Raw genomic sequence first — 21,711 nt, forward strand, 5'->3', positions numbered from 1 at the left:
GAAATGCATGCCTGCAAGCGATTCCGGATCAGAATTGCCCTGTTTTCGGCGTTTTCAACGCCTAATGTGAAACCGATTCAACGATTGTACGTTGATGGCTATTACTTGATGTTTTTCATCCACGGAGGACACTTTTATGGCGAACACACCCAATCCGAACGACCCATTCACCTCACCGGGTACCGCACGGCCACGCGGCGGCGGCAGTGGCTGGCTGATTGCCCTGGTCGTCGTTATCCTGGCAATTGTCGCCTATTATGTTTTTGGAAGACGTAGCGAGGCACCTGCGCCTGCCGAACCGCCCGCAGCCAGCACACCGGCTCCGGCTCCAGCACCTGCCGAGCCGATGAAGCCAGCCGAACCGGCTCCTGCGCCAGCTCCGGCGACACCCGCTCCGGCTCCCGCACCGGCAGAACCTGCACCCGCTCCGGCCCCTGCGCCAGCCCCGGCCCCGGCCCCGGCACCAGCACCGGCCCCTCAGTGATCAGACTGCCGACTTAATATATGAACGGCCCGCTGAAAGGCGGGCCGTTTTGTTTTTGGGAGCAGCCGTCGATGGCTTCGTCATCCCAGGGTCTCCGCGACGTCGCTTCGCTCCTGCTCCGCCCTGGGATGACGAAGCGCGGATGTTTCAGCCAATCTCTAAGGTTTGCGATTCACCGCGTTTGCTCAGATATGGATCGGCTTGAAGAACGTCGCCAATGCCGCCTCCTTTACCGCCTCCGACATTGTCGGATGGGCGTGACAGGTGCGGGCTAGGTCTTCCGACGAGCCGCCAAATTCCATCAGCACGGCCGCCTCGTGGATCATCTCGCCGGCGCCGAAGCCGACGATGTGGACGCCGAGCACACGGTCGCTGGCCTTGTCGGCCAGGATTTTCACAAAGCCGTCGGTGTGCAGCATGGCGCGCGCGCGGCCATTGGCGCTGAACGGAAATTTTCCGGCCTTGTAGTCGATGCCGGCCTTCTTCAATTCTTCTTCGGTCTTGCCGACCGAGGCGATTTCCGGCGTGGTGTAGACGACGCTCGGAATCACCTCATAGTTCACATGACCGACCTGGCCGGCGATGGTTTCGGCCACCGCCACGCCCTCGTCTTCGGCCTTGTGGGCAAGCATCGGCCCGGCGATGACATCGCCGATGGCGTAGATGCCGGGCACATTGGTTCTGAGATGACCGTCGGTCTTGACCCGGCCGCGCTCATCGACGTCGACGCCGGCATCCTTCAGCCCGAGAGCGTCCGAATAGGCCCGTCGTCCCGTCGCAATCAGCACCGCGTCCGCCTCGATCGTCTCGGCCGCACCGCCTTTGACCGGTTCGAAGGTGACCGTCGCCCCCTTCTTGGCCTTGGCGACGCCGGTCACCTTGGCGCCCAGCCTGAACTCAAAGCCCTGCTTCGACAGCAGGCGCTGGAATTGCTTGGCGATCTCGCCGTCCATGCCGCCCAGGATGGTGTCGAGGAACTCGACCACGGTGACCTTGGCGCCGAGCCGCGCCCATACCGAGCCGAGCTCCAGACCGATGACACCGCCGCCGACCACCACCAGATGGCCCGGCACCTTGTCCAGCGACAGCGCGCCGGTCGACGAGATGATCACCTTCTCGTCGAAATCGACCTTGACGCCGGGAATGCCGGCGACGTCGGAGCCGGTGGCGATGACGATGTTCTTGGTCTCGATCTCCTCGACCTTGCCGTCATCGGAGGTCACCGACACCTTGCCGGCCGCAACCACCTTGCCGGTGCCACGAAAACTGTCGATCTTGTTCTTCTTGAACAGGAAGGCCACGCCATTGACGTTGGCCGTCACTGTCGCATCCTTGTGCGCCATCATCTTCCCAAGGTTGAGCTTGGGCGCGCCGATCTCGACGCCAAGCGCATCGAAGGAATGGCCGGCCTCGGCGAACACCTCGGACGCATGCAGCAGCGCCTTTGACGGGATGCAGCCGATGTTGAGGCAGGTACCGCCGAAAGTCGGGTTCTTTTCGACCACCGCCGTCTTCAGGCCGAGCTGCGCCGCCTTGATGGCGCAGACATAGCCGCCTGGTCCCGATCCGATGATAACGACATCATAGGCCATAATACTGTCCCTTTTGCTTTAGCGGCCGCCGCCGATTTCCAGATTGGCGCCTGTTGTGTAGGACGCCTCGTCCGACAGCAGCCAGAGAATTGCGGCCGCGACTTCCTCGGCGGTGCCGACGCGCTGCATGGGCACCACCTTGCGCATTCTCTCGACGCGATCCGGCTGCCCGCCGGAGGCATGAATTTCGGTGTCGATGATGCCCGGGCTGACGGCGTTGACACGAATGCCTTCGCCGGCCACTTCGCGGGCAAGCCCGATGGTGAAGGAATCGACCGCGCCCTTCGAGGCGGCGTAATCGACATATTGACCCGGCCCACCAAGCCTTGCCGCGATCGAAGAAACATTGACGATCGCGCCACCCTTGCCGCCATGCCTGGTCGACATGCGCTTCACCGCCTCGCGGGCGCAAAGCATCGGCGCGATCACATTGATGCGCATCATGCGCTCCAGCCTTGCAGCGCTCAGCTCGTCGACGCGCGCGCTCTGGTCGACCACGCCGGCATTGTTGACGAGCGCGTCGAGCCGACCGAAACGGGCATCGACAGCCTCGAACATGGCCAACACGTCGGTCTCGCTGCCGACATCGGCCTTGACTGCGAAGGCTTCTCCGCCAGCGGCCTCGATGTCGGCGACCACCGTTTCGGCTGCTTTTGCATTCGACGCGTAATTGACCGCAATGCGGTAGCCGCCCTTGGCGGCAAGCCTGCATGTAGCGGCGCCAATGCCGCGGCTGCCGCCGGTCACCAGCAGGATTTTTCCGCTCGCGCTCATTCCTGACATCCCTTCAGGGCAAAGACGTCCCAGGGCACCTTGGAAAAGCCGTTGGCGCCATAGGCCGCCGACATCTGCAACGACGCTCCCAAGTCGGGAAGGATCAGCTTCTTCGGCGCATCCTTTCCTTCGCCCGGCAGCAGCGCGATATTGCCCTGGTCGTCGGCAGTGTAGATGACGCCCTCCCACACGGTGCAAGCGGCGAGCTCGTCGCCGGTGACGTCGCCGGCCGGGCATTTATACATCAGCGAGCCATGCGGCCGCGCCACGCCCTCCGTCCACATGACGATGCCGTCGAGCACGACGCCGTTGTCGAGCACCATCTTGAAGGTGTTGGTGACGGCAGCAGACTCGCCGGTCGGCCTGAAATCGATCTCGGCGGCGTTCTCAGGATCGCCATAGACGGCGAGCTCGATGGGACAGGCGGCGTGAGAGGTAGAACTCGCAAACAAAACGGCCAATAGCCCAGCTAAAGATCCTATGATGGGCGAGATGCTTTGCATCGGGGCGGCTTACTCGCTCTCGCGGCCATCGGCGTTTTCCAGAACGCCGAAATCGGTCATCAAGAGCAGCGGTTCGCCCGCCGCGTCTAGTCCCCAGAACGATGGATAAAGCCCGTCGCCCCAGCCGCTCCAGAAAATCGCAATATTGAGCGGGTTGCCGGCAACCGGGCGATGCAACGCGAACCTGTCCTGATTGGAAGCGAACTCGGCGACCAGCACCTCACCGTAGTAGTCGCCGTATTCCAGCTTGTCCTGCCGCTCGTCCAACAGCGCCATGGCTGTCTTGTCCATGAAAGAGCCAAGGCCGGCGTCGACGGGATAACCGAATATCTCGTCATCCTTCAATGTCGCGACATCCTGGTCGGGCAAAGTGGCGAGTTCCCAACGAACCGGCATGCCGGGCCTGAAACGCAGCACAGCGACGGCCACACGGCCTCGCGCCTCGAACAGCGAAACGGGGTAGTGCCCGGGTCTGACGTTGCGGCTCAAAGCCGGCCAGTCGGTTCCGGTGGTCAGCGGATCGCAGGCGATGATCTCGCCCGTCGGCAGTTCGAGGTCACCGATCGAGGTGACGGTGATCTTCCGCTCGGCCATTTGCGCCTCGCTCAGGGCGAAAAGGCCGAGATTGCTGCTCGCCTGCGTCGGATCCCATTCAGTCGATGTCGCCGGCGAAGAGATAGCGGTCGAGGCAGTAGGCCGAGAAATTCGTAGCATGCGACCCGCTGCCCGACCCAGCTTGAATCCTAAATGCTCCAGCCAGCCGCTCACGGCGCGCTCGGCCGTCACAAATCCAGCACCAGCCGCTCAGGATCCTCCAGGCTTTCCTTGACCCGCACCAGGAACGTCACCGCTTCCTTGCCGTCGACGATGCGGTGGTCGTAGGACAGCGCCAGATACATCATCGGCCGGATGACGATCTGGCCGCCGACCACCATCGGCCGCTCCTGGATCTTGTGCATGCCCAAAATGCCCGACTGCGGCGCATTGAGGATCGGCGTCGACATCAGCGACCCGTAAACGCCACCGTTGGAAATCGTGAACGTGCCGCCTTGCATATCCGCAACCGACAGCTTGCCGTCGCGCGCCGCAAGCCCCAGCCTGCCGATGTCCTTCTCGATTTCGGCGATGGACATCTGGTCGGCATTGCGCACGACCGGCACGACGAGGCCTTTCTCTGTACCGACGGCAACGCCGATATGAGCGTAGTTCTTGAAGATGATGTCGGTGCCGTCGATCTCGGCATTGACCGACGGTATCTCCTTCAGCGCATGGGTGACCGCCTTGGTGAAGAAGCCCATGAAGCCTAGCTTCACGCCGTGCTTCTTCTCGAACACGTCCTTGTATTTGCTCCTCAGCGCCATCACCGCGCTCATGTCGACCTCGTTGAAGGTGGTCAGCATGGCGGCGGTCGATTGCGCTTCCTTGAGGCGGCGCGCGATGGTCTGGCGCAGCTTGGTCATGCGCACGCGCTCCTCGCGCGACGCATCGTCGGCCGAGGACGGCGCACGCGCTGCGGCAGGTGCCGGAACAGGCGCTGCCTTCGGCATTTCTGCCGGCTGCGACGGCGCGCCCCTGGCGATCAGGTCGAGCACGTCGCCTTTCAGCACCTGGCCGCGCTTGCCCGAGCCCGACACCTGGTCGACTGCGAGATTGTGCTCGGCCAGCAGCTTTGCTGCCGACGGTGCCGGCGGCATTGTGCGCGTCTCGATTGCGCCGGCGTCGCCGGCGATCTTGGCCGTCTCAGCCGCGGCCTGCTTGACGCTCGAGGCCGCAGTCGGAGCCGAGGCCTGCGACACCGCCTCCTGCTTCGTTGCCGGAGCGGCGGCGGCATTGGCTGCCGCGCCGGCGCCTGCCGAAATCGTGCCGAGCAGCGCGCCGACGCCGACCGTCTCGCCTTCCTTGACGGCGATCTCGGCGAGCGTGCCCGCGGCGGCGGCCGGCACTTCCACCGTCACCTTGTCGGTTTCGAGTTCGACCAGCGGCTCATCGGCGGCGATCGCGTCGCCGACCTTCTTGAACCATTTGCCGATGGTCGCCTCGGTGACGGATTCACCAAGTGTCGGGACGCGGATTTCGGTTGCCATTGTGCCTGTCCGTTTCTTTTCGGTTCTGTTCTATTCACCAAGCGCGTCGTCGAGCAAGGCTGCAAGCTGGGCGAGATGCTTCGACATCAATCCGGTCGCCGGCGAAGCGGCAGCCGGCCGGCCGGTATAGCGCACCCGCTGATGCTTGGCGTCGATATGCGCCAGCACCCATTCGAGATACGGATCGATGAACGACCAGGCGCCCATGTTCTTGGGCTCCTCCTGGCACCAGACCATCTCGGCATTGCGGAAGCGCGACAGTTCGGTGATCAGCGCCTTGGCCGGGAACGGATAGAGCTGCTCGACGCGCAGCAAATAGATGTCGTTGATGCCGCGCTTCTCGCGCTCCTCGTAGAGGTCGTAATAGACCTTGCCCGAACAGAGCACGACACGGCGGATCTTCGAATCCTTGGTGAGCTTGATGGCCTGGCCCGACAGCAGCTGGGCGTCGTCCCACAACAGCCGGTGAAAGGCGCTTTCGCCCGACATCTCCGGCAGCGTCGACACGGCCCGCTTGTGGCGCAGCAGCGACTTTGGCGTCATCAGGATCAGCGGCTTGCGGAAGTCCCGCTTCAATTGCCGGCGCAAGATATGGAAGTAGTTGGCCGGCGTCGTAACGTTGGCGACCTGCATGTTGTCTTCGGCGCAAAGCTGCAGGAAGCGCTCGAGCCGGGCCGACGAATGCTCAGGCCCCTGGCCTTCATAGCCGTGCGGCAGCAGGCAGACGAGGCCCGACATTCTGAGCCATTTGCGCTCGCCCGACGAGATGAACTGGTCGAACACCACCTGGGCGCCGTTGGCGAAGTCGCCGAACTGCGCTTCCCACAGCGTCAGCGCCTTCGGCTCGGCCAGCGAGTAGCCATATTCGAAGCCGAGCACGGCCTCTTCCGACAGCATCGAGTTGATGACCTCGAAACCGGCCTGCGCCGCCGACAGATTGTTGAGCGGGATATAGCGTGTCTCGTCGCGCTGGTCGTAGAGCACGGAATGGCGCTGCGAGAAGGTGCCGCGCTCCGAATCCTGTCCGGACAGCCGGATCGGATTGCCGTCGAGCAGAATAGCGCCAAAGGCCAGCGCCTCGGCCGTCGACCAGTCGATGCCTTCGCCGGACTCGATCGCCTGGCGGCGGTTGTCGAGGAAGCGGATGATCGTCCTGTGCGCCTCGAAATCCTTCGGCACCTCGGTCAGTTTCTTGCCGATCTCTTTCAGCGTCTTGACCGAAACGGCGGTCTTGCCGCGCCGCTGCTCGTCCTGGTTGTCGGCCGAGCGCAGGCCGGACCAGGCGCCGTCCAGCCAGTCGGCCTTGTTTGGCTTGTAATGCTGGCCGACCTCGAATTCCTGCTCGAGATGCGCCCGCCAATCGGCCTTCATCTTTTCGAACTCGGTCTGGGTGATGTGGCCTTCGGAAATCAGCCGGTCGGCATAGATCTGCACCGTCGTCTTCTGGTTGCGGATCTTGCGATACATGATCGGCTGGGTGAAGGCGGGCTCGTCGCCCTCATTGTGGCCGAATCGCCGATAGCAGAACATGTCCACCACGACAGGCTTGTGGAACTTCATGCGGAATTCGATCGCCACCTTGGTCGCATGGACCACAGCTTCCGGATCGTCGCCATTGACGTGGAAGATCGGCGCCTCGATCATCTTGGCCACATCGGACGGATAGGGCGACGAGCGCGAAAAGCGCGGGTTGGTGGTGAAGCCGATCTGGTTGTTGATGATGAAATGCAGCGTGCCGGCGACGCGGTGACCGCGCAGGCCCGACAGGCCGAGGATTTCGGCAATCACGCCCTGGCCGGCAAAGGCGGCGTCGCCATGCAACAGCAGCGGCAGCACCTTGGCGCGCTCTTCCAGCGGCACGATCTCCTCGCGGCTGCGGCCGAACAAATAGTCCTGCTTGGCGCGCGCCTTGCCCATCACCACCGGGTCGACGATTTCCAAATGCGAGGGATTGGCGGTCAGCGACAGATGCACCTTGTTGCCGTCGAACTCGCGATCCGACGAGGCACCGAGATGGTACTTCACGTCGCCCGAGCCTTCGACCTCGTCGGGCGCGGCCGAGCCGCCCTTGAACTCGTGGAAAATGGCGCGGTGCGGCTTGGCCATCACCTGCGACAGCACGTTCAGCCGGCCGCGATGCGCCATCCCGAGCACGATCTCCTTCATGCCGAGCTGGCCGCCGCGCTTGATGATCTGCTCCAGCGCCGGGATCAGCGACTCGCCGCCATCGAGGCCGAAGCGCTTGGTGCCCTTGTACTTGACGTCGATGAACTGCTCGAAGCCTTCCGCCTCGACCAGCTTCTGCAGGATCGCCTTCTTGCCGGCTGCAGTGAAGGAGATCTCCTTGTCGGTGCCCTCGATGCGCGCCTGGATCCAGGCCTTCTCCTCGGGATCGGAAATATGCATGAATTCGACGCCGAGCGTCGAGCAATAGGTCCGGGTCAGGATGTCGAGCATCTGCCGGATGGTGCCGAATTCCAGCCCGAGCACATTGTCGAGGAAGATCGGCCGGTCGTAATCGGCTTCGGTGAATCCGTAATTCTCCGGCGACAGCTCGTTATAATCCTCGAGCGGCTTGGCAATGCCGAGCGGATCGAGATTGGCGTGCAGGTGGCCGCGCATGCGGAAGGCGCGGATCATCATGATGGCGCGGACGGAATCGCGCGTCGCCTGATGTACGTCGGCGTCGGAAAGCGCTGCGCCGTTGCCGACCGCCCTGTCCTTGACCTTCTTTTCGATGTGCTTTTCGACCAGGCCCCAATTGCCGTCCAGCGCCGAGACAAGCTCGCCATTGGCCTGCATCGGCCAGGAGGGCTTGGCCCATGACGCGCCCTTGGCATTCTTGCGCACGTCGCCGGCGTCGTCCTTCAGTGCCGCGAAGAAGTCCTGCCATTCGGGATCGACCGACGCGGGATCGTCCTCATAGGCGGCATAGAGCGCGTCGATATAATCGGCATTGCCGCCATAGAGGAAAGAGGTAAGCGAAAACTGGTCGTTGGCCTGATCTTGTCTTGCCATGTCACTGTCGAAGCCTTTGCTTCGTCTCCTTTGTTGGAGGGGAGTACGGGAATAGGGGAGTAAGGGAGTAGGGCAAATGCCCTCGTCTTGTTCCCTACTCCCCTATTCCCGTACTCCCTTACTCCCCTAACCTTTGATCGCTTCGACCAGGGTCGTGCCCAGCCGTGCCGGCGATGGCGAAACCTTGATGCCGGCCGATTCCATCGCCGCGATCTTGTCTTCCGCGCCGCCCTTGCCGCCGGAGATGACCGCGCCCGCATGGCCCATGGTGCGGCCCGCCGGCGCGGTGCGGCCGGCGATGAAGCCGGCCATCGGCTTGCTGCGGCCGCGCTTTGCCTCGTCCTTGAGGAACTGCGCGGCGTCTTCCTCGGCCGAACCGCCGATCTCACCGATCATGATGATCGACTTGGTCTCGTCGTCGGCGAGGAACATCTCCAGCACGTCGATGAACTCCGTGCCTTTGACCGGGTCGCCGCCGATGCCGACGGCGGTGGTCTGGCCGAGGCCGACATTGGTGGTCTGGAACACCGCCTCATAGGTAAGCGTTCCCGAGCGCGAAACAACGCCGACCGAACCCTTGCGGAAGATGTTGCCGGGCATGATGCCGATCTTGCATTGGTCGGGGGTCAGCACGCCGGGGCAGTTCGGTCCGATCAGCCGCGATTTCGAGCGGTCGAGCCTCGCCTTGACCTTGATCATGTCCATCACCGGTATGCCCTCAGTGATGCAGACGATCAGCGGGATCTCGGCCTCGATCGCTTCCAGAATCGCTTCTGCAGCACCCGCCGGCGGCACGTAGACGACCGAAGCGTTGGCGCCGGTTTTGGCCTTGCCTTCGGCTACGGTGGCGAAGATCGGCAGTGCCTCGCCCTTGGCGCCGGTCCAGGTCTCGCCGCCTTTCTTGGGGTGGATGCCGCCGACCATTTTTGTGCCGTGATAGGCCAGCGCCTGTTCGGTATGGAACGTGCCGGTCTTGCCGGTCAGGCCCTGCACCAGCACCTTGGTGTTCTTGTCGACGAGAATGGACATGATGGTCCTTTTCAAAAACCGTTGATCGGGGAAGGCCGCGCGCTCATGGTCACAACCGCTTCAGATCCGCGACGGTGAGGTCGCTGTTGGCATTGCCGGTGTTGAGCGTCGTCGCCGGCTCGAACATCAGCACCACCGGCTCCTCGCTCAGCGAGCGCGGCCGGTGTTCGACGGCGCGCGGCACGACGATGAACTCGCCGCTGGAAAGCTCCACCGTGCCGTCGCGGAAATCGATGGCGATGCGGCCGCGCAGCACAAGGAAGGCCTCGTCTTCATTGTCGTGCGCATGCCAGTCGAAGACGTCGCCGAACTTGGCGATCTTGACCTGGGAATCGTTGACGTCGCCGGCAATATGCGGATCGAAGACCTTCTTGATCTTCGTATCCGCCGCCTCGACGAGGTTTATCTTGTGCGGAGGCACAGGCTCAGCCCTTCACCGCCGCCACGATCTTCTTGGCTGCGTCATCGAGGTCATCGGCCGACACGACGTTCAACCCGCTGTCGTTGATGATCCTCTTGCCGAGTTCGGCATTGGTGCCTTCCAGCCGCACCACCAGCGGCACTTGCAGGCCGACCTCCTTGACCGCGGCGATGACGCCCTCGGCGATGATGTCGCACTTCATGATGCCGCCGAAGATGTTGATCAGAATGCCTTTGACCGCCGGATCCTTGGTGATGATCTTGAACGCCGCCGTCACTTTTTCCTTGGACGCGCCGCCGCCGACGTCGAGGAAGTTGGCCGGTTCGGCGCCGTAGAGCTTGATGATATCCATCGTCGCCATGGCGAGGCCGGCGCCGTTGACCATGCAGCCGATATTGCCGTCGAGCGCGACATAGGCGAGGTCGTATTTCGACGCCTCGATCTCCTTCTCGTCCTCTTCGGAGGTGTCGCGCAATTCGAGCACGTCCGGGTGACGGAACAGCGCGTTGTTGTCGAACGACACTTTTGCGTCGAGCACGCGCAGCCGGCCGCTCTTCATGACGATCAGCGGATTGACCTCGAGCAGGCTCATGTCCTTCTCGACAAACGCCTTGTAGAGGATCGGAAACAGCATGGCGCCATCCTTGGCCGCGTCGCCGTCGAGCCTCAGTGCGGCGTTGAGCTTCTTCACATCGTCGGCCGTCACGCCCTTTTCCGGGTCGATGGCGACGGTGATTATCTTTTCCGGCGTGTCGTGGGCGACCGCCTCGATGTCCATGCCGCCCTCCGTCGAGACGACGAAGGCGACGCGCCCGACCGAGCGGTCGACCAGGATCGACAGATAGAGCTCGCGCTCGATGTCGGCGCCGTCCTCGATATAGAGCCGGTTGACCTGCTTGCCGGCCGGGCCGGTCTGCTTGGTGACCAGCGTGTGGCCGAGCATCTCCTTGGCGTTGGCGACGACCTCGGCTACAGACTTCGCCAGCCTGACACCGCCCTTGGCATCGGGGCCGAGTTCCCTGAACTTGCCCTTGCCGCGGCCGCCGGCATGGATCTGGCTCTTGACCACATAGAGCGGGCCGGGCAGCGCTTTGGCGGCGGCTTCCGCCTCGCTCGCCTTGAACACCGGCACGCCCTCGGCCACTGGTGCGCCAAAGCCTTTCAGCAGCGCCTTGCCCTGATATTCATGGATGTTCATGCGCTATGTCTCCAGCTTGCTTGGCGGGCTTGGTTGCCGGCTTACTTGGCCGCGAGATGCGGAGCGATCTTGACGCAGGCGTCGCACAGGCCCTGCACCGCCGCGACCGAATTATCGAACATCTTCTGCTCGCTCTTCGCGAGCTCGATCTCGATGATCCGCTCGACGCCGCCGGCGCCGATCACCACGGGAACGCCGACATAGGTGTTCTTGACGCCATATTGGCCGGAGAGGTACGCCGCACAGGGCAGCACCCGGTTCTTGTCCTTGAGATAGGCTTCGGCCATGGCGATGGCCGAGGCGGCCGGCGCATAAAAGGCAGAGCCGGTCTTGAGCAGGCCGACGATCTCGGCGCCGCCGTCGCGGGTGCGCTGCACGATCTGGTCGAGCCGCTCCTTCGAGGTCCAGCCCATCTTGATGAGGTCGGGCAACGGGATGCCGGCAACCGTCGAATAGCGGATCATCGGCACCATGGAATCACCGTGGCCGCCGAGCACGAAGGCGGTGACGTCCTCGACCGAGACCTTGAATTCCTCGGCCAGGAAATAGCGGAAGCGCGAACTGTCGAGCACGCCGGCCATGCCGACGACATGGCTCTTCGGCAGGCCGGAAAACTTCTGCAGCGCCCAGACCATGGCGTCGAGCGGATTGGTGATGCAGATGACGAAGGCTTTCGGCGCGTATTTCTTGAGGCCGGCGCCGACCTGCTCCATCACCTTCAGATTGATGCCCAGAAGATCGTCGCGGCTCATGCCGGGCTTGCGCGGCACGCCGGCGGTGACGATGCAGACGTCGGCGCCCTCGATGCCGGCATAGTCGTTGACGCCGGTCAGCCTGGAGTCGAACCCATCGACCGGCGACGACTGCGCGATGTCCAGCCCCTTGCCTTGCGGGATGCCTTCGGCGATATCGAACAGCACGACGTCGCCGAGATCCTTGAGGCCGACCATGTGGGCGAGGGTGCCGCCGATCATGCCCGAGCCGATGAGCGCTATCTTGTTGCGTGCCATGTCAGGATGTTTTCCCTTTGACTATGACGGCGCCCAAATCCTTGACGATTTGATGACGGCGTCGGAGGAAGAGGCCGGAATGCTGCGGAACCGCGAAATTCGCCGCACGCAATAGCCCCGGTCGCACAAAAATTCAAACGATTATTTTGGAGTGAGTAATTTCAATCGGTTAGAAACAATGGGAATTACGTAAACGTCAAAATTCTGAAGCCGACTTGAGGAATTCTACACAATGGCACTGGAAATCAGAAGGCTGTTTCCTGGCGATGACGCCCTTGTGATGCGGGTTGCCGACGAAGTCTTCGACGAGTCGGTCAGGCCGGATCGGCTCTCCGCCTATCTCGCGGAGCCCGGTCATTTCATGGTCGTAGCCCTCGCCGACGGCATCGTCGTTGGCCAATGCGCAGCCGTCATCCACCGCCACCCGGACAAGGTGAGCGAACTCTACATAGACGAGGTCGGCGTGGCGCCGGCCCTTCAACGCCAGGGCATTGCGACGAGGATGCTCGGCGCCATGTTCGCACTCGGTCGCGAGCATGGCTGTGAGGAGGCGTGGGTCGGCACCGAGCCGGACAATGTTGCTGCTCGCGCACTTTACGCGTCGCGAAAAGAGCCGCATGGGCCGGCGGAGGGGTTCGTCATGTATGTCTATCGGTTATAGGCGCCGGCGGCAGCGCCCCTTCTGTACTATCCTTCACGCCTGAGCCTGCCGTGCCTCCGTCGATGATCCCTGCGCCCTCTGCCTCTCCGCCCAGTCCTCCAGCCAGTCGTGGCTCTGCATCTCGATCAGCCGCGATGCGGTGCGCTCGAACTCGAAGACTTCGTTGCCGCGCTTGGCCGTATAGAGCTGCGCCGGCGGTGCCGCGGCGCTCATCACCAGCCGTACATGATGATCGTAGAGCGTATCGACCAGCAGGATGAAGCGCTTGACTTCGTTGCGCTTGCCTTCGCCGAGCACCGGCACATGGTCGATGAAGATGGTCGAGAAACGGCTGGCAATGGCAAGATAGTCGCGGGCGCCGAGCGGCCTCTCGCAGAGATCGGCGAAGGAAAACCGCGCCGCCTCGCCGGCAGCACGCGGCACTACGACGTGCCGGCCCTTAACCGTCAGCATCGTCTCGGCCGTCGGCCTGCCATGCGTCATCACAGCCCACGCGTCGTCGAGCGCATGGTCAGCGGCGGCATCGGCGGGGGTGATGTAGACCAGCATGTGGCTGAGCTTGTCGAGGCGGTAATCCTTGTCGGCGTCAAGCGCCAGCACCTGCGCGTGGCGCTCCAGCATAGCGACAAACGGCAAAAACAGCTGACGGTTCAGGCCGTCGCGGTAGAGATCCTGCGGCGCGACATTGGAGGTGGCGACCAGCACCACGCCATTGGCAAACAACGCCGAAAACAACCTGGACAGGATCATCGCATCGGCGATGTCGGTGACGGAGAACTCGTCGAAGCACAGCACCCAGGCTTGCTCGGCCAGCGCGCGCGCCACCGGCGGGATCGGGTCGTCCTCCTTGGCCGTGCCCTCTTTACGCGCCTGCCGGTGCTTCTGGATGCGGTCCTGCACGTCGGCCATGAAGTCGTTGAAATGCACCCGGCGCTTGCGCCGCGCCGGCAGCAGCTCGAAGAACATGTCCATCAGCATGGTCTTGCCGCGGCCGACGCCGCCATGGATATAGAGGCCCTTGACCGCCTCGTGCACTTCGCGCTTGCGGGCGAACAGCCACCCCAGCGCGCTTGATTTATGCGCCAGCCGCTTGGCCGATATTTCGTCGATCAGCCGGTCGAGCGCAGCGGCGATCCGCTCCTGCGCCGGGTCGCGCCCGATGGCGCCCGTCTCGACCAGATGGTCGTAGCGCTGCTTGACGGTCGCATGGGTCTGGAGGCCGTCACGCAGATGCATCGGTCACGTCGTCCGGAGCAATTCCAAGAAAAGTGTGTAGCGGTTTTCTGTCCGGAATTGCGTAAAAAACAAAAGAGAGCAATTCCAGGAAAAGTGTGTAACGGTTTTCCGTCCGGATTTGCGTAACAATGGGGGCCGTTCTCTTACCTTGTAAGCGAGATCGGCAGGCCGTTGGAAGTCTGGCCGTCGAATTTCTCGCCGCCCGAGGAATAGAGCCGTGCCAGCGTGCCGCCGTTCTCGTCAAAGAGCGTCAGCTGTTTGCCGGCGACGTTCCAAGATTTGATGCCGTCGAGCGGCGCCGGGCAATGCAGCGGTCCGGCGCGGTAGCCCGAACCGAATTTCGTCTGCGGCGTCGCCACCTGACAGCTCTGGCCGGACACGCTTGCCTTCCACACGCCGGCGACGCTGGACGCGGTAAGGTCGGCCGCACCGGCCGGAGCCGTCCCGTCCGGCGGCAGCGAGGCGACCTGGGTGTTCTGCGGTGCGGTTGGAAATTTCGACGGATCGGCCGGGCCGGGTGTTGCCGGCGGCGGCAGCTGGTTTGCGGTCACCTTGCCGGCAGGCGCAGGTTCCAGGGGCGCCGGCTGCTGGTCGTCCATTGATGTGAACCGTGAGGTTGAACAGCCGCTCGCAACGAGCGCGGCCAGCGATACGGCCAGCAGGCCGGTTTTCGAAAATTTCATTCTCAACCTCCGTCGGATCGGGCTGGGGGTGCCGTCCGCGCAATGTCCCCCTCACCAAGATGGAGAAGGTGGCGAAATTTCAACCCGATATGGTTAAAATACGGTTTGCGCCGCTAATGTTGCAAATTTGTCGCAAAATGCACATTGCCTGAATTGCGTTACGCCTTGGCCGTTTGGCCGGCACCTCCGGTTGATGCGATACGGCGCACCGGCGCCAAAACCTTGGCGTTCACCTCAAATGCTTGCGCGGGCCGGCTCCGGCATTATCTCTTGGCGATCAGCAAACTGCAGGGAGCCGATTTCTTGGCCGCGAGAAAGAGAGCCGCCAACCGCTATTACAGCGGGCCGCCCAGCGATCATTTCGACGGCACCTTGTTCTTCAATCCCGACGGCCGGCCGCCGGGTCGCTTTGCCGATCTGTTGAAATGGCAATTGAGTCGCGAGCGCTCGAAATGGCCGGCGGCGGATCCGAGCCCGTTTCCACCGGCAAGACCGGTCGAGCGCCTCGATGGTTCTGCGCTGCGCCTCACCATGGTCGGTCATTCCTCGCTGCTCGTCCAGACAGCCGGCCTGAACATCCTGACCGACCCGGTCTGGTCGCGACGCGTCTCGCCGCTCTCCTTCGCCGGTCCGAAACGCGTCAATCCACCGGGCATCGCCTTTTCGCATTTGCCGCCGATCGACCTCGTGCTGGTCAGCCACAACCATTACGACCATCTCGACCTCGCCACGTTGAAGCGCCTGAAGACAAGACACGACCCGCTGCTGCTGACGCCGCTTGGCAACGACACAATCATCGGCGCTGCCGTGCCCCGTATGCGGCTTTCGGCGCATGACTGGGGCGACCGGGTCGATATCGGCGATGGCGTCGCCGTCTATGTCGAGCCGGTGCACCACTGGTCGGCCCGCGGTACTCGCGACCGGCGCATGGCGCTGTGGGCGGGTTTCGTCGTCGAGACACCCGGCGCAAAGATCTATTTCGCCGGCGACACCGGCTTCCACGGCGGCATCAATTACCGGCTGATGGCGCAAAAGCACGGCGGCTTCCGCCTCGCCATCCTGCCGATCGGCGCCTACGAGCCGCGCTGGTTCATGGCGCCGCATCACCAGGATCCGGAAGAGGCGGTGCAAGGCATGCTTTTGTGCAACGCCGCCTATGCCGCCGGCTGTCACTGGGGCACGTTCCGGCTCACCAACGAGTCGATCGATGAGCCGCCCAGAAAGCTCGGCGAAGCGCTCGATGCTGCCGGCCTGCCGCGGCAACGTTTTCGCGCCTTGCGGCCGGGCGAAGTCTGGGACGTGCCGGAGGTCTAGCGCGGCGGAACCTAAGGCATCACATAGACGTTTGTAGGTGTTCAAACCTGTCGGCTGCGAGGTCTCTCATGATCAGGTGGATCATCATTCTTTTGATTATCGCGGCCGCGGCGAGCCTGCTCGGCATGCCGGCACTGGCCGGAGCCGCCGCAACCGGCGCGCGCATCCTCATCGGCATCGTGCTGATCATCTTCCTGCTGATCGTGCTTGGCGTCTTCGTGGTGACTTGAAAATCACGCCGCGCTGGTAATTTCTGCCGCTATCCGCCATATAGGCGCCAAACCGGCAAGAGACCTTTCGATCGATGGCAAGCGCGGCCCCTTTCGCCAAGATGAACGGCATCGGCAACGAAATCATCGTTGCCGATATGCGTGGCCGTGCCGATCGGGTGACGCCTGCGGCAGCCGTCGCGCTTAATGCCGATGCGGCGACCAGGTTCGACCAGATCATGGCGATCCACGACCCCAGGACGCCGGGCACCGCCTTTTTCATCGACATCTTGAATTCCGACGGAACCAGCGCGCAAGCCTGCGGCAACGGCATGCGTTGTGTCGTCCAGGCGCTCGCGGCTGAGACCGGCCAGAAGACATTTGCCTTTGAAACAGTCGCCGGCATCCTCAATGCCGAGGAACATGCCGACGGAATGATCTCGGTCGACATGGGCAGGCCGCGCTTTGGCTGGCAGGACATCCCGCTGGCCGAGGAATTCCGCGACACCCGCATGATCGAGCTGCAGATCGGCCCGATCGATGCCCCGGTACTGCATTCGCCTTCGGTCGTCTCGATGGGCAATCCGCACGCCATCTTCTGGGTCGACCGCGACGTCTGGTCCTACGAGCTCGAGCGCTTCGGCCCGCTGCTCGAAAACCACCCGATCTTCCCCGAGCGCGCCAACATCACCATCGCGCAGGTGACTTCGCCTGAGACCATGGTCATCCGTACCTGGGAGCGCGGCGCCGGCCTGACCAAGGCCTGCGGCTCGGCCGCTTGCGCCGCCGTGGTCGCTGCGGCCCGCACCCGGCGCACCGGCCGCAGCGTCACGCTGATGACGCCCGGCGGCGGCTCGCTGCATGTTTTGTGGCGCGACGACGACCAAGTCATCCTGACCGGTGCCGCCGAATGGGAATTTTCCGGCAGCTTCGATCCGTCGACCGGGGCGTGGGCGCGCGACACCGAAAGCGCCGCCTGATGGCTCCTCTTGGCAACAGGGGTATCGACGTCGTCACCTTCGGCTGCCGGCTGAACACCTATGAATCCGAGGTGATGCGGCGCGAGGCGGAAAGTGCCGGCCTCGGTAGCCTCGAAGGCGGCGCCATCATCTTCAATACCTGCGCCGTCACCGGTGAGGCGGTGCGCCAGGCCAAGCAGTCAATCCGCAAAGCTCGCCGCGAGAACCCACAGGCCCGCATCATCGTCACCGGCTGCGCCGCGCAGACCGGCCCGCAGGATTTCGTCGCCATGGACGAGGTCGATCTCGTCCTCGGCAATGAGGAAAAGCTCAGGGCGCATTCCTATCGCGCGCTGCCGGATTTCGGCGTCAACGACACCGAGAAGGCGCGCGTCAACGATATCTTTTCGGTGCGCGAGACGGCCGCCCACATGGTCGACGCCATCGAGGGCCGGGCACGCGCTTTTGTCCAGGTGCAGAACGGCTGCGACCACCGCTGCACCTTCTGCATCATTCCCTACGGTCGCGGCAATTCGCGCTCGGTGCCGATGGGCGCCGTGGTCGAGCAGGTCAAGCGACTCGTCGGCAATGGTTATGCCGAGATCGTGCTGACCGGCGTCGACATGACCAGTTTCGGCGCCGATCTGCCGGGCGCGCCGAAGCTTGGCAAATTGGTCAAGACCATCCTGAAGCAGGTGCCGGACGTGAAACGCCTGCGGCTTTCCTCCATCGACTCGATCGAGGCCGATGACGATCTGCTGGACGCCATCGCCACCGAGCCGAGGCTGATGCCGCATCTGCATCTGTCGCTGCAATCGGGTGACGACATGATACTGAAGCGGATGAAGCGCCGGCACAGCCGCGACCAGTCGATCCGCTTTTGCGAGGATGTGCGCAAACTGCGCCCCGGCATCGTTTTCGGCGCCGACATTATCGCTGGCTTCCCGACCGAGACGGACGCAATGTTCGAAAACTCGGAAAAGATCGTCGAGGAATGCGGCCTGACGCATCTCCATGTCTTCCCGTTTTCGCCGCGCCAGGGCACGCCCGCCGCGCGCATGCCGCAGCTCCGCCGCGACGTCGTCAAGCAGCGCGCGGCACGCCTGCGCGCCACCGGCGAGGTCGCCCATCGCCGCCATCTTGCCTCGCTCGCTGGAACGCGTCAGTCGATCCTGGTCGAGCGTGACGGCCTTGGCCGCACCGAGGGGTTTACACTGGCCGTATTGTCGGCGGGCACGCCGGGCGACATCGTCGAGGCTGATATCGCCGGCGATGACGGTATCAGACTGATCGCCGCGCCGCTTGCCGCTCGCGCCGCCTGAGAGCGCAAGACATGGCTGGGTTTTTCAAGAAGATATTTTCGTTCGGCAAGAAGGAAGTCGTCGAAGAGCGGCCCGACGAGGCCGCACCGCTGCCGCCGATCAAATGGGATGAACTGGAAGCGCTGAAGCCGGCCGCAGAGCAGGCCGTCCCGGAGTTTTTGAAACGCGAAGAGCCGCGGCCCGAAGTCGAAGCCGTACCTCCACCGCCAGTCGAACCAGAGTTGCCTCCGGCACCGCAACCGGCGCCCGCGGAAGAGCCGAAGCCCGAACCGTCGCCGACCATTCCACCCGAGCCAGACATCCAGCCGGAGCCGGAAACGCCTGCTGAAGAGCCGGAGGAGATCCGGGCCGGACCCGTCGCTCCCGAGCCAGTTCCTGAGGCGGAGCAGCCGGAGATCGTTCAGCCCGAGCCTCCGTCCACGGAAGCTGGCGCTGCCCCTCATCCGCCTGCCGGCACCTTCTCCCCGTATAGTGACGGGGAGAAGGGGGCTCATCGTAACGCAGAAGCCCCTTCCACGGACGCCGAAGAAGAAGCTGCAACGCTGACGCCCCCCTCTCCCCGTACCTCACGGGGAGAGGGTAAGGGTGAAGGGCAGCTCCAACCTGCGCAAGACGCGGCACCCGCGGCCGAAGTCACGCCACCAGCGCCCGAAGCGCCGCCGGCCGAAATCCCGCCTCCAATCCGCCAGCCCGCCCCGGTCGAAACGAAACCGGTCTTGACCGAGATCGCGCCCGAACCGGAGGCCATTTCGCAACCATCGCCGGAGCCAAAACCCGCCCCCGGTAAGGTGACCGTAACTAAGAAGGTCGAGCAGAAAGCCGAGCCCCAGAAGGCGCCCGAACCGGCTCCGAGGCGCTCCTGGTTCCAGCGAATGCGAGACGGGCTTGCCCGCTCTTCCCGAGAATTGTCGGGCAACATCGCCGGCGTCTTCACCAAACGCAAGCTGGACGACGACACGCTGCAGGACCTGGAGGATGTGCTGATCCGCGCCGATCTCGGCATGGAGACGGCGTTGCGCGTCACCGACGCGCTCTCCGCCAGCCGCTACGGAAAGGACGTCTCCGACACCGAAGTCCGCGCCATCATGGCGGCCGAAGTGGAAAAGGTGCTGACCCACGTCGCCATGCCGCTGGAGCTGGACCTCAGCCACAAGCCGCATGTCATCCTGGTCGTCGGCGTCAACGGCACGGGGAAAACAACAACCATCGGCAAGCTGGCGGCAAAGCTCACCGATGGCGGCCTCTCGGTGATGCTCGCGGCCGGCGACACCTTCCGCGCCGCCGCGATCGAGCAGCTGAAGATCTGGGGCGAGCGTACCAACTCGCCGGTCATTGCCTCGAAGCTCGGCGCCGACGCCGCCGGCCTCGCCTATGACGCATTCGAGCGGGCGAAGGAGGCCGGCTCCGACGTGCTGATCATCGACACCGCCGGGCGGCTGCAGAACAAGACCGAGCTGATGGCGGAACTGGAAAAGATCGTCCGGGTGCTGGGCAAGCTCGATCCGGAAGCGCCGCACACCGTGCTGCAGACGGTTGATGCCACCACCGGCCAGAATGCGCTCAACCAAGTCGAGATCTTCCGCAATGTCGCCGGCGTCAACGGCCTGGTGATGACCAAGCTGGACGGCACGGCGCGCGGCGGTATTCTGGTGGCGATCGCGGCAAAGCACAAATTGCCGGTCTATTTCATCGGCGTCGGCGAACAGGTCGACGACCTCGAACCCTTTTCCGCAAGCGAATTCGCCAGGGCGATCGCTGGCGTAGCTTGACGAGCATGATCCCAAAAAGCTGCAGGCTTTTTGGATTGGATCGTGCGTAAGAAGGACCCTATGAACCCACCCATCCTCGAAGGCGATCCGTCCGATCCGCGACGTAAGGCGTTGAACCCGGGCCTGAAATTCCTGCTCGAACTCGGGCCTGGCCTGGTGTTCTTTTTCACCACCATCCGCGGCGCGTGGCTTGTCGGGAAGTTTCCGATCCTCGGCCATATCGGCGAGCCTATCCTGATTGCCACGGCGTTCTTTATGGTGGCGACGGCGCTATCGCTCAGCGTTTCGTGGATTTTGACGCGCAGCTGGCCGATCATGCCGTTGGTCTCGGCCATCGTGGTGTTTGTGTTTGGCGCGCTGGCGCTGTGGCTGCAGGACAAGACCTTCGCGTTCATGAAGCCGACAATCATCAACAGCCTGTTCGGCATCACGCTGCTTGGCGGGTTGGCGTTTGGCAGATCGCTGTTGGGCTATGTCTTTGATTCCGCCTTCAATCTCGACGCCGAAGGCTGGCGCAAGCTCACTTTCCGATGGGGGCTCTTCTTCCTTTTTCTGGCTGCCCTGAACGAGGTTGTGTGGCGCAACTTTTCCGAGGAAGCCTGGCTTTATTTCAAGGTCTGGGGCACGATTCCCATTACACTTGTCTTCACGTTAAGCCAAATGCCGTTGATCCTGCGGCATTCACTAGAGGACAAGGCCGGCAAGGAAGAGAAGGCCGGCAAATAGAGCAATTCCAGGAAAAGTGTGTAGCGGTTTTCCGTCCGGAATTGCGTCAGAATAAGAGGAGAGGGGCATGGAATTCATCGCCACGCGCGACGAGTTGAGGACGATCTACAAGACGCCTCGGCCGACTGACGGCTCGATCCGCAAGGAGCTGAAGGCCCTGGATGGCCACTGCCGTTCCTTCATCGGCAAGAGCCCTTTCGTGCTGATCGGCTCGTCCGACGGTGCCGGCAATGCCGATGTGACGCCGAAGGGCGACAGGCCGGGCTTCGTAACAGTGCTCGATGAGAAGACCATCGCCATCCCCGACCGGCCCGGGAACAACCGGCTCGACACGCTGGAGAACATCCTTCTCAATCCCTCGATCGGGCTGCTCTTCCTCATTCCCGGCATGAACGAAACGCTACGTGTCAATGGCGATGCCCGCATCACCGTCGATGCGGCATTGCGTGAGCGGCTGGCGGTCGACGGCAAGGCACCGCAAAGTGTCGTCGTGGTGACGGTCAAGGCCGCCTATATGCATTGCGCCAAGGCCTTCATGCGCTCCGAACTATGGAAGCCGGAGAGCTGGTACGACCGCGCGACGCTGCCGACGCTCGGCCAGATCCTGCGCGACCAGCTGGCGCTCGCCGACTCGGCCGAGGCGACCGACCGCTGGTTGGACGGGGAATACAGGAAGACCATGTGGTAGCGTGCCCGGCAACGAATCGCCCAAGCCGGTC

At 63.3% G+C, this 21,711-nt stretch carries 20 protein-coding genes; 8 read left to right on the forward strand and 12 right to left on the reverse strand.

From position 1 onward, the window contains the following. Positions 1-669: 669 nt before the first annotated feature. The 10 genes from lpdA to mdh form a co-directional block, all read right to left on the reverse strand. Positions 670-2,076, reverse strand: a complete 1,407-nt coding sequence (gene lpdA, locus NKH13_RS16135) for a dihydrolipoyl dehydrogenase (RefSeq protein ID WP_352912995.1) — start codon at positions 2,074-2,076, stop codon at positions 670-672. An 18-nt stretch (positions 2,077-2,094) separates the two neighbouring features. Then, positions 2,095-2,850 (reverse strand): SDR family oxidoreductase, encoded by a 756-nt coding sequence (locus NKH13_RS16140; RefSeq protein ID WP_352912996.1) that lies wholly within the window; start codon positions 2,848-2,850, stop codon positions 2,095-2,097. After that, positions 2,847-3,353: a hypothetical protein gene (locus tag NKH13_RS16145; RefSeq protein ID WP_352912997.1), complete on the reverse strand. Its 507-nt coding sequence runs from the start codon at positions 3,351-3,353 to the stop codon at positions 2,847-2,849. Before NKH13_RS16145 ends, NKH13_RS16140 begins: the two co-directional genes overlap by 4 nt. Positions 3,354-3,362: 9 nt before the next feature. Further along, positions 3,363-4,067: a DUF4241 domain-containing protein gene (locus tag NKH13_RS16150; protein ID WP_502908309.1), complete on the reverse strand. Its 705-nt coding sequence runs from the start codon at positions 4,065-4,067 to the stop codon at positions 3,363-3,365. A 68-nt stretch (positions 4,068-4,135) separates the two neighbouring features. After that, the gene (gene odhB, locus NKH13_RS16155; RefSeq protein WP_352719354.1) at positions 4,136-5,437 is read right to left on the reverse strand and encodes a 2-oxoglutarate dehydrogenase complex dihydrolipoyllysine-residue succinyltransferase; all 1,302 of its coding nucleotides are present in this window, start codon (positions 5,435-5,437) and stop codon (positions 4,136-4,138) included. Positions 5,438-5,467: 30 nt separating this feature from the next. After that, complete coding sequence (locus NKH13_RS16160; RefSeq protein WP_352912998.1) at positions 5,468-8,455, reverse strand: 2-oxoglutarate dehydrogenase E1 component; 2,988 nt, start codon at positions 8,453-8,455, stop codon at positions 5,468-5,470. Between the two features lie 126 nt (positions 8,456-8,581). After that, a complete protein-coding gene (sucD, locus tag NKH13_RS16165) occupies positions 8,582-9,484 on the reverse strand; it encodes a succinate--CoA ligase subunit alpha (RefSeq protein ID WP_352719356.1) in 903 nt (300 codons plus the stop codon). A gap of 49 nt (positions 9,485-9,533) precedes the next feature. Continuing rightward, a complete protein-coding gene (locus tag NKH13_RS16170) occupies positions 9,534-9,905 on the reverse strand; it encodes a cupin domain-containing protein (protein WP_352912999.1) in 372 nt (123 codons plus the stop codon). 4 nt (positions 9,906-9,909) lie between these two features. Next, positions 9,910-11,103, reverse strand: a complete 1,194-nt coding sequence (sucC, locus tag NKH13_RS16175) for an ADP-forming succinate--CoA ligase subunit beta (protein WP_352913000.1) — start codon at positions 11,101-11,103, stop codon at positions 9,910-9,912. A 41-nt stretch (positions 11,104-11,144) separates the two neighbouring features. Next, the gene (mdh, locus tag NKH13_RS16180; protein ID WP_352913001.1) at positions 11,145-12,113 is read right to left on the reverse strand and encodes a malate dehydrogenase; all 969 of its coding nucleotides are present in this window, start codon (positions 12,111-12,113) and stop codon (positions 11,145-11,147) included. Positions 12,114-12,345: 232 nt separating this feature from the next. Between mdh and NKH13_RS16185 the strand changes: the two genes are divergently transcribed. Further along, positions 12,346-12,774: a GNAT family N-acetyltransferase gene (locus NKH13_RS16185; protein ID WP_352913002.1), complete on the forward strand. Its 429-nt coding sequence runs from the start codon at positions 12,346-12,348 to the stop codon at positions 12,772-12,774. 33 nt (positions 12,775-12,807) lie between these two features. Here the strand turns inward: NKH13_RS16185 and zapE are convergent, their stop codons facing one another. Together zapE and NKH13_RS16195 are read right to left on the reverse strand one after the other, a co-directional pair. Further along, the gene (gene zapE, locus NKH13_RS16190; RefSeq protein ID WP_352913003.1) at positions 12,808-14,010 is read right to left on the reverse strand and encodes a cell division protein ZapE; all 1,203 of its coding nucleotides are present in this window, start codon (positions 14,008-14,010) and stop codon (positions 12,808-12,810) included. A 143-nt stretch (positions 14,011-14,153) separates the two neighbouring features. After that, positions 14,154-14,693, reverse strand: a complete 540-nt coding sequence (locus NKH13_RS16195) for a protease inhibitor Inh/omp19 family protein (protein ID WP_292660650.1) — start codon at positions 14,691-14,693, stop codon at positions 14,154-14,156. A gap of 303 nt (positions 14,694-14,996) precedes the next feature. Between NKH13_RS16195 and NKH13_RS16200 the strand changes: the two genes are divergently transcribed. From NKH13_RS16200 to NKH13_RS16230, 7 genes are all read left to right on the forward strand, one after another. After that, on the forward strand, positions 14,997-16,007 hold the full coding sequence (locus NKH13_RS16200) for an MBL fold metallo-hydrolase (RefSeq protein ID WP_352913004.1): 1,011 nt from the start codon (positions 14,997-14,999) through the stop codon (positions 16,005-16,007). A gap of 68 nt (positions 16,008-16,075) precedes the next feature. After that, positions 16,076-16,237 carry a DUF1328 domain-containing protein gene (locus NKH13_RS16205; RefSeq protein ID WP_352719361.1) on the forward strand — a complete coding sequence of 54 codons (162 nt, stop codon included), beginning with the start codon at positions 16,076-16,078 and terminating at the stop codon, positions 16,235-16,237. A gap of 74 nt (positions 16,238-16,311) precedes the next feature. Further along, entirely contained in the window at positions 16,312-17,196 is an 885-nt protein-coding gene (dapF, locus tag NKH13_RS16210; protein ID WP_352913005.1) for a diaminopimelate epimerase, read from the forward strand. Then, a complete protein-coding gene (mtaB, locus tag NKH13_RS16215; RefSeq protein ID WP_352913006.1) occupies positions 17,196-18,497 on the forward strand; it encodes a tRNA (N(6)-L-threonylcarbamoyladenosine(37)-C(2))-methylthiotransferase MtaB in 1,302 nt (433 codons plus the stop codon). The genes dapF and mtaB overlap by 1 nt, the downstream gene beginning before the upstream one ends. 11 nt (positions 18,498-18,508) lie before the next feature. Beyond that, positions 18,509-20,266 (forward strand): signal recognition particle-docking protein FtsY, encoded by a 1,758-nt coding sequence (gene ftsY / locus NKH13_RS16220; protein ID WP_352913007.1) that lies wholly within the window; start codon positions 18,509-18,511, stop codon positions 20,264-20,266. A gap of 60 nt (positions 20,267-20,326) precedes the next feature. Then, positions 20,327-20,992, forward strand: coding sequence for a septation protein A (locus NKH13_RS16225; protein WP_352468104.1), 666 nt, complete (start codon positions 20,327-20,329; stop codon positions 20,990-20,992). 67 nt (positions 20,993-21,059) lie between these two features. Next, entirely contained in the window at positions 21,060-21,680 is a 621-nt protein-coding gene (locus tag NKH13_RS16230; RefSeq protein WP_352719366.1) for a pyridoxamine 5'-phosphate oxidase family protein, read from the forward strand. Positions 21,681-21,711: the final 31 nt, after the last annotated feature.

This window comes from Mesorhizobium sp. M1348, assembly GCF_040317925.1.
Lineage (GTDB): Bacteria > Pseudomonadota > Alphaproteobacteria > Rhizobiales > Rhizobiaceae > Mesorhizobium.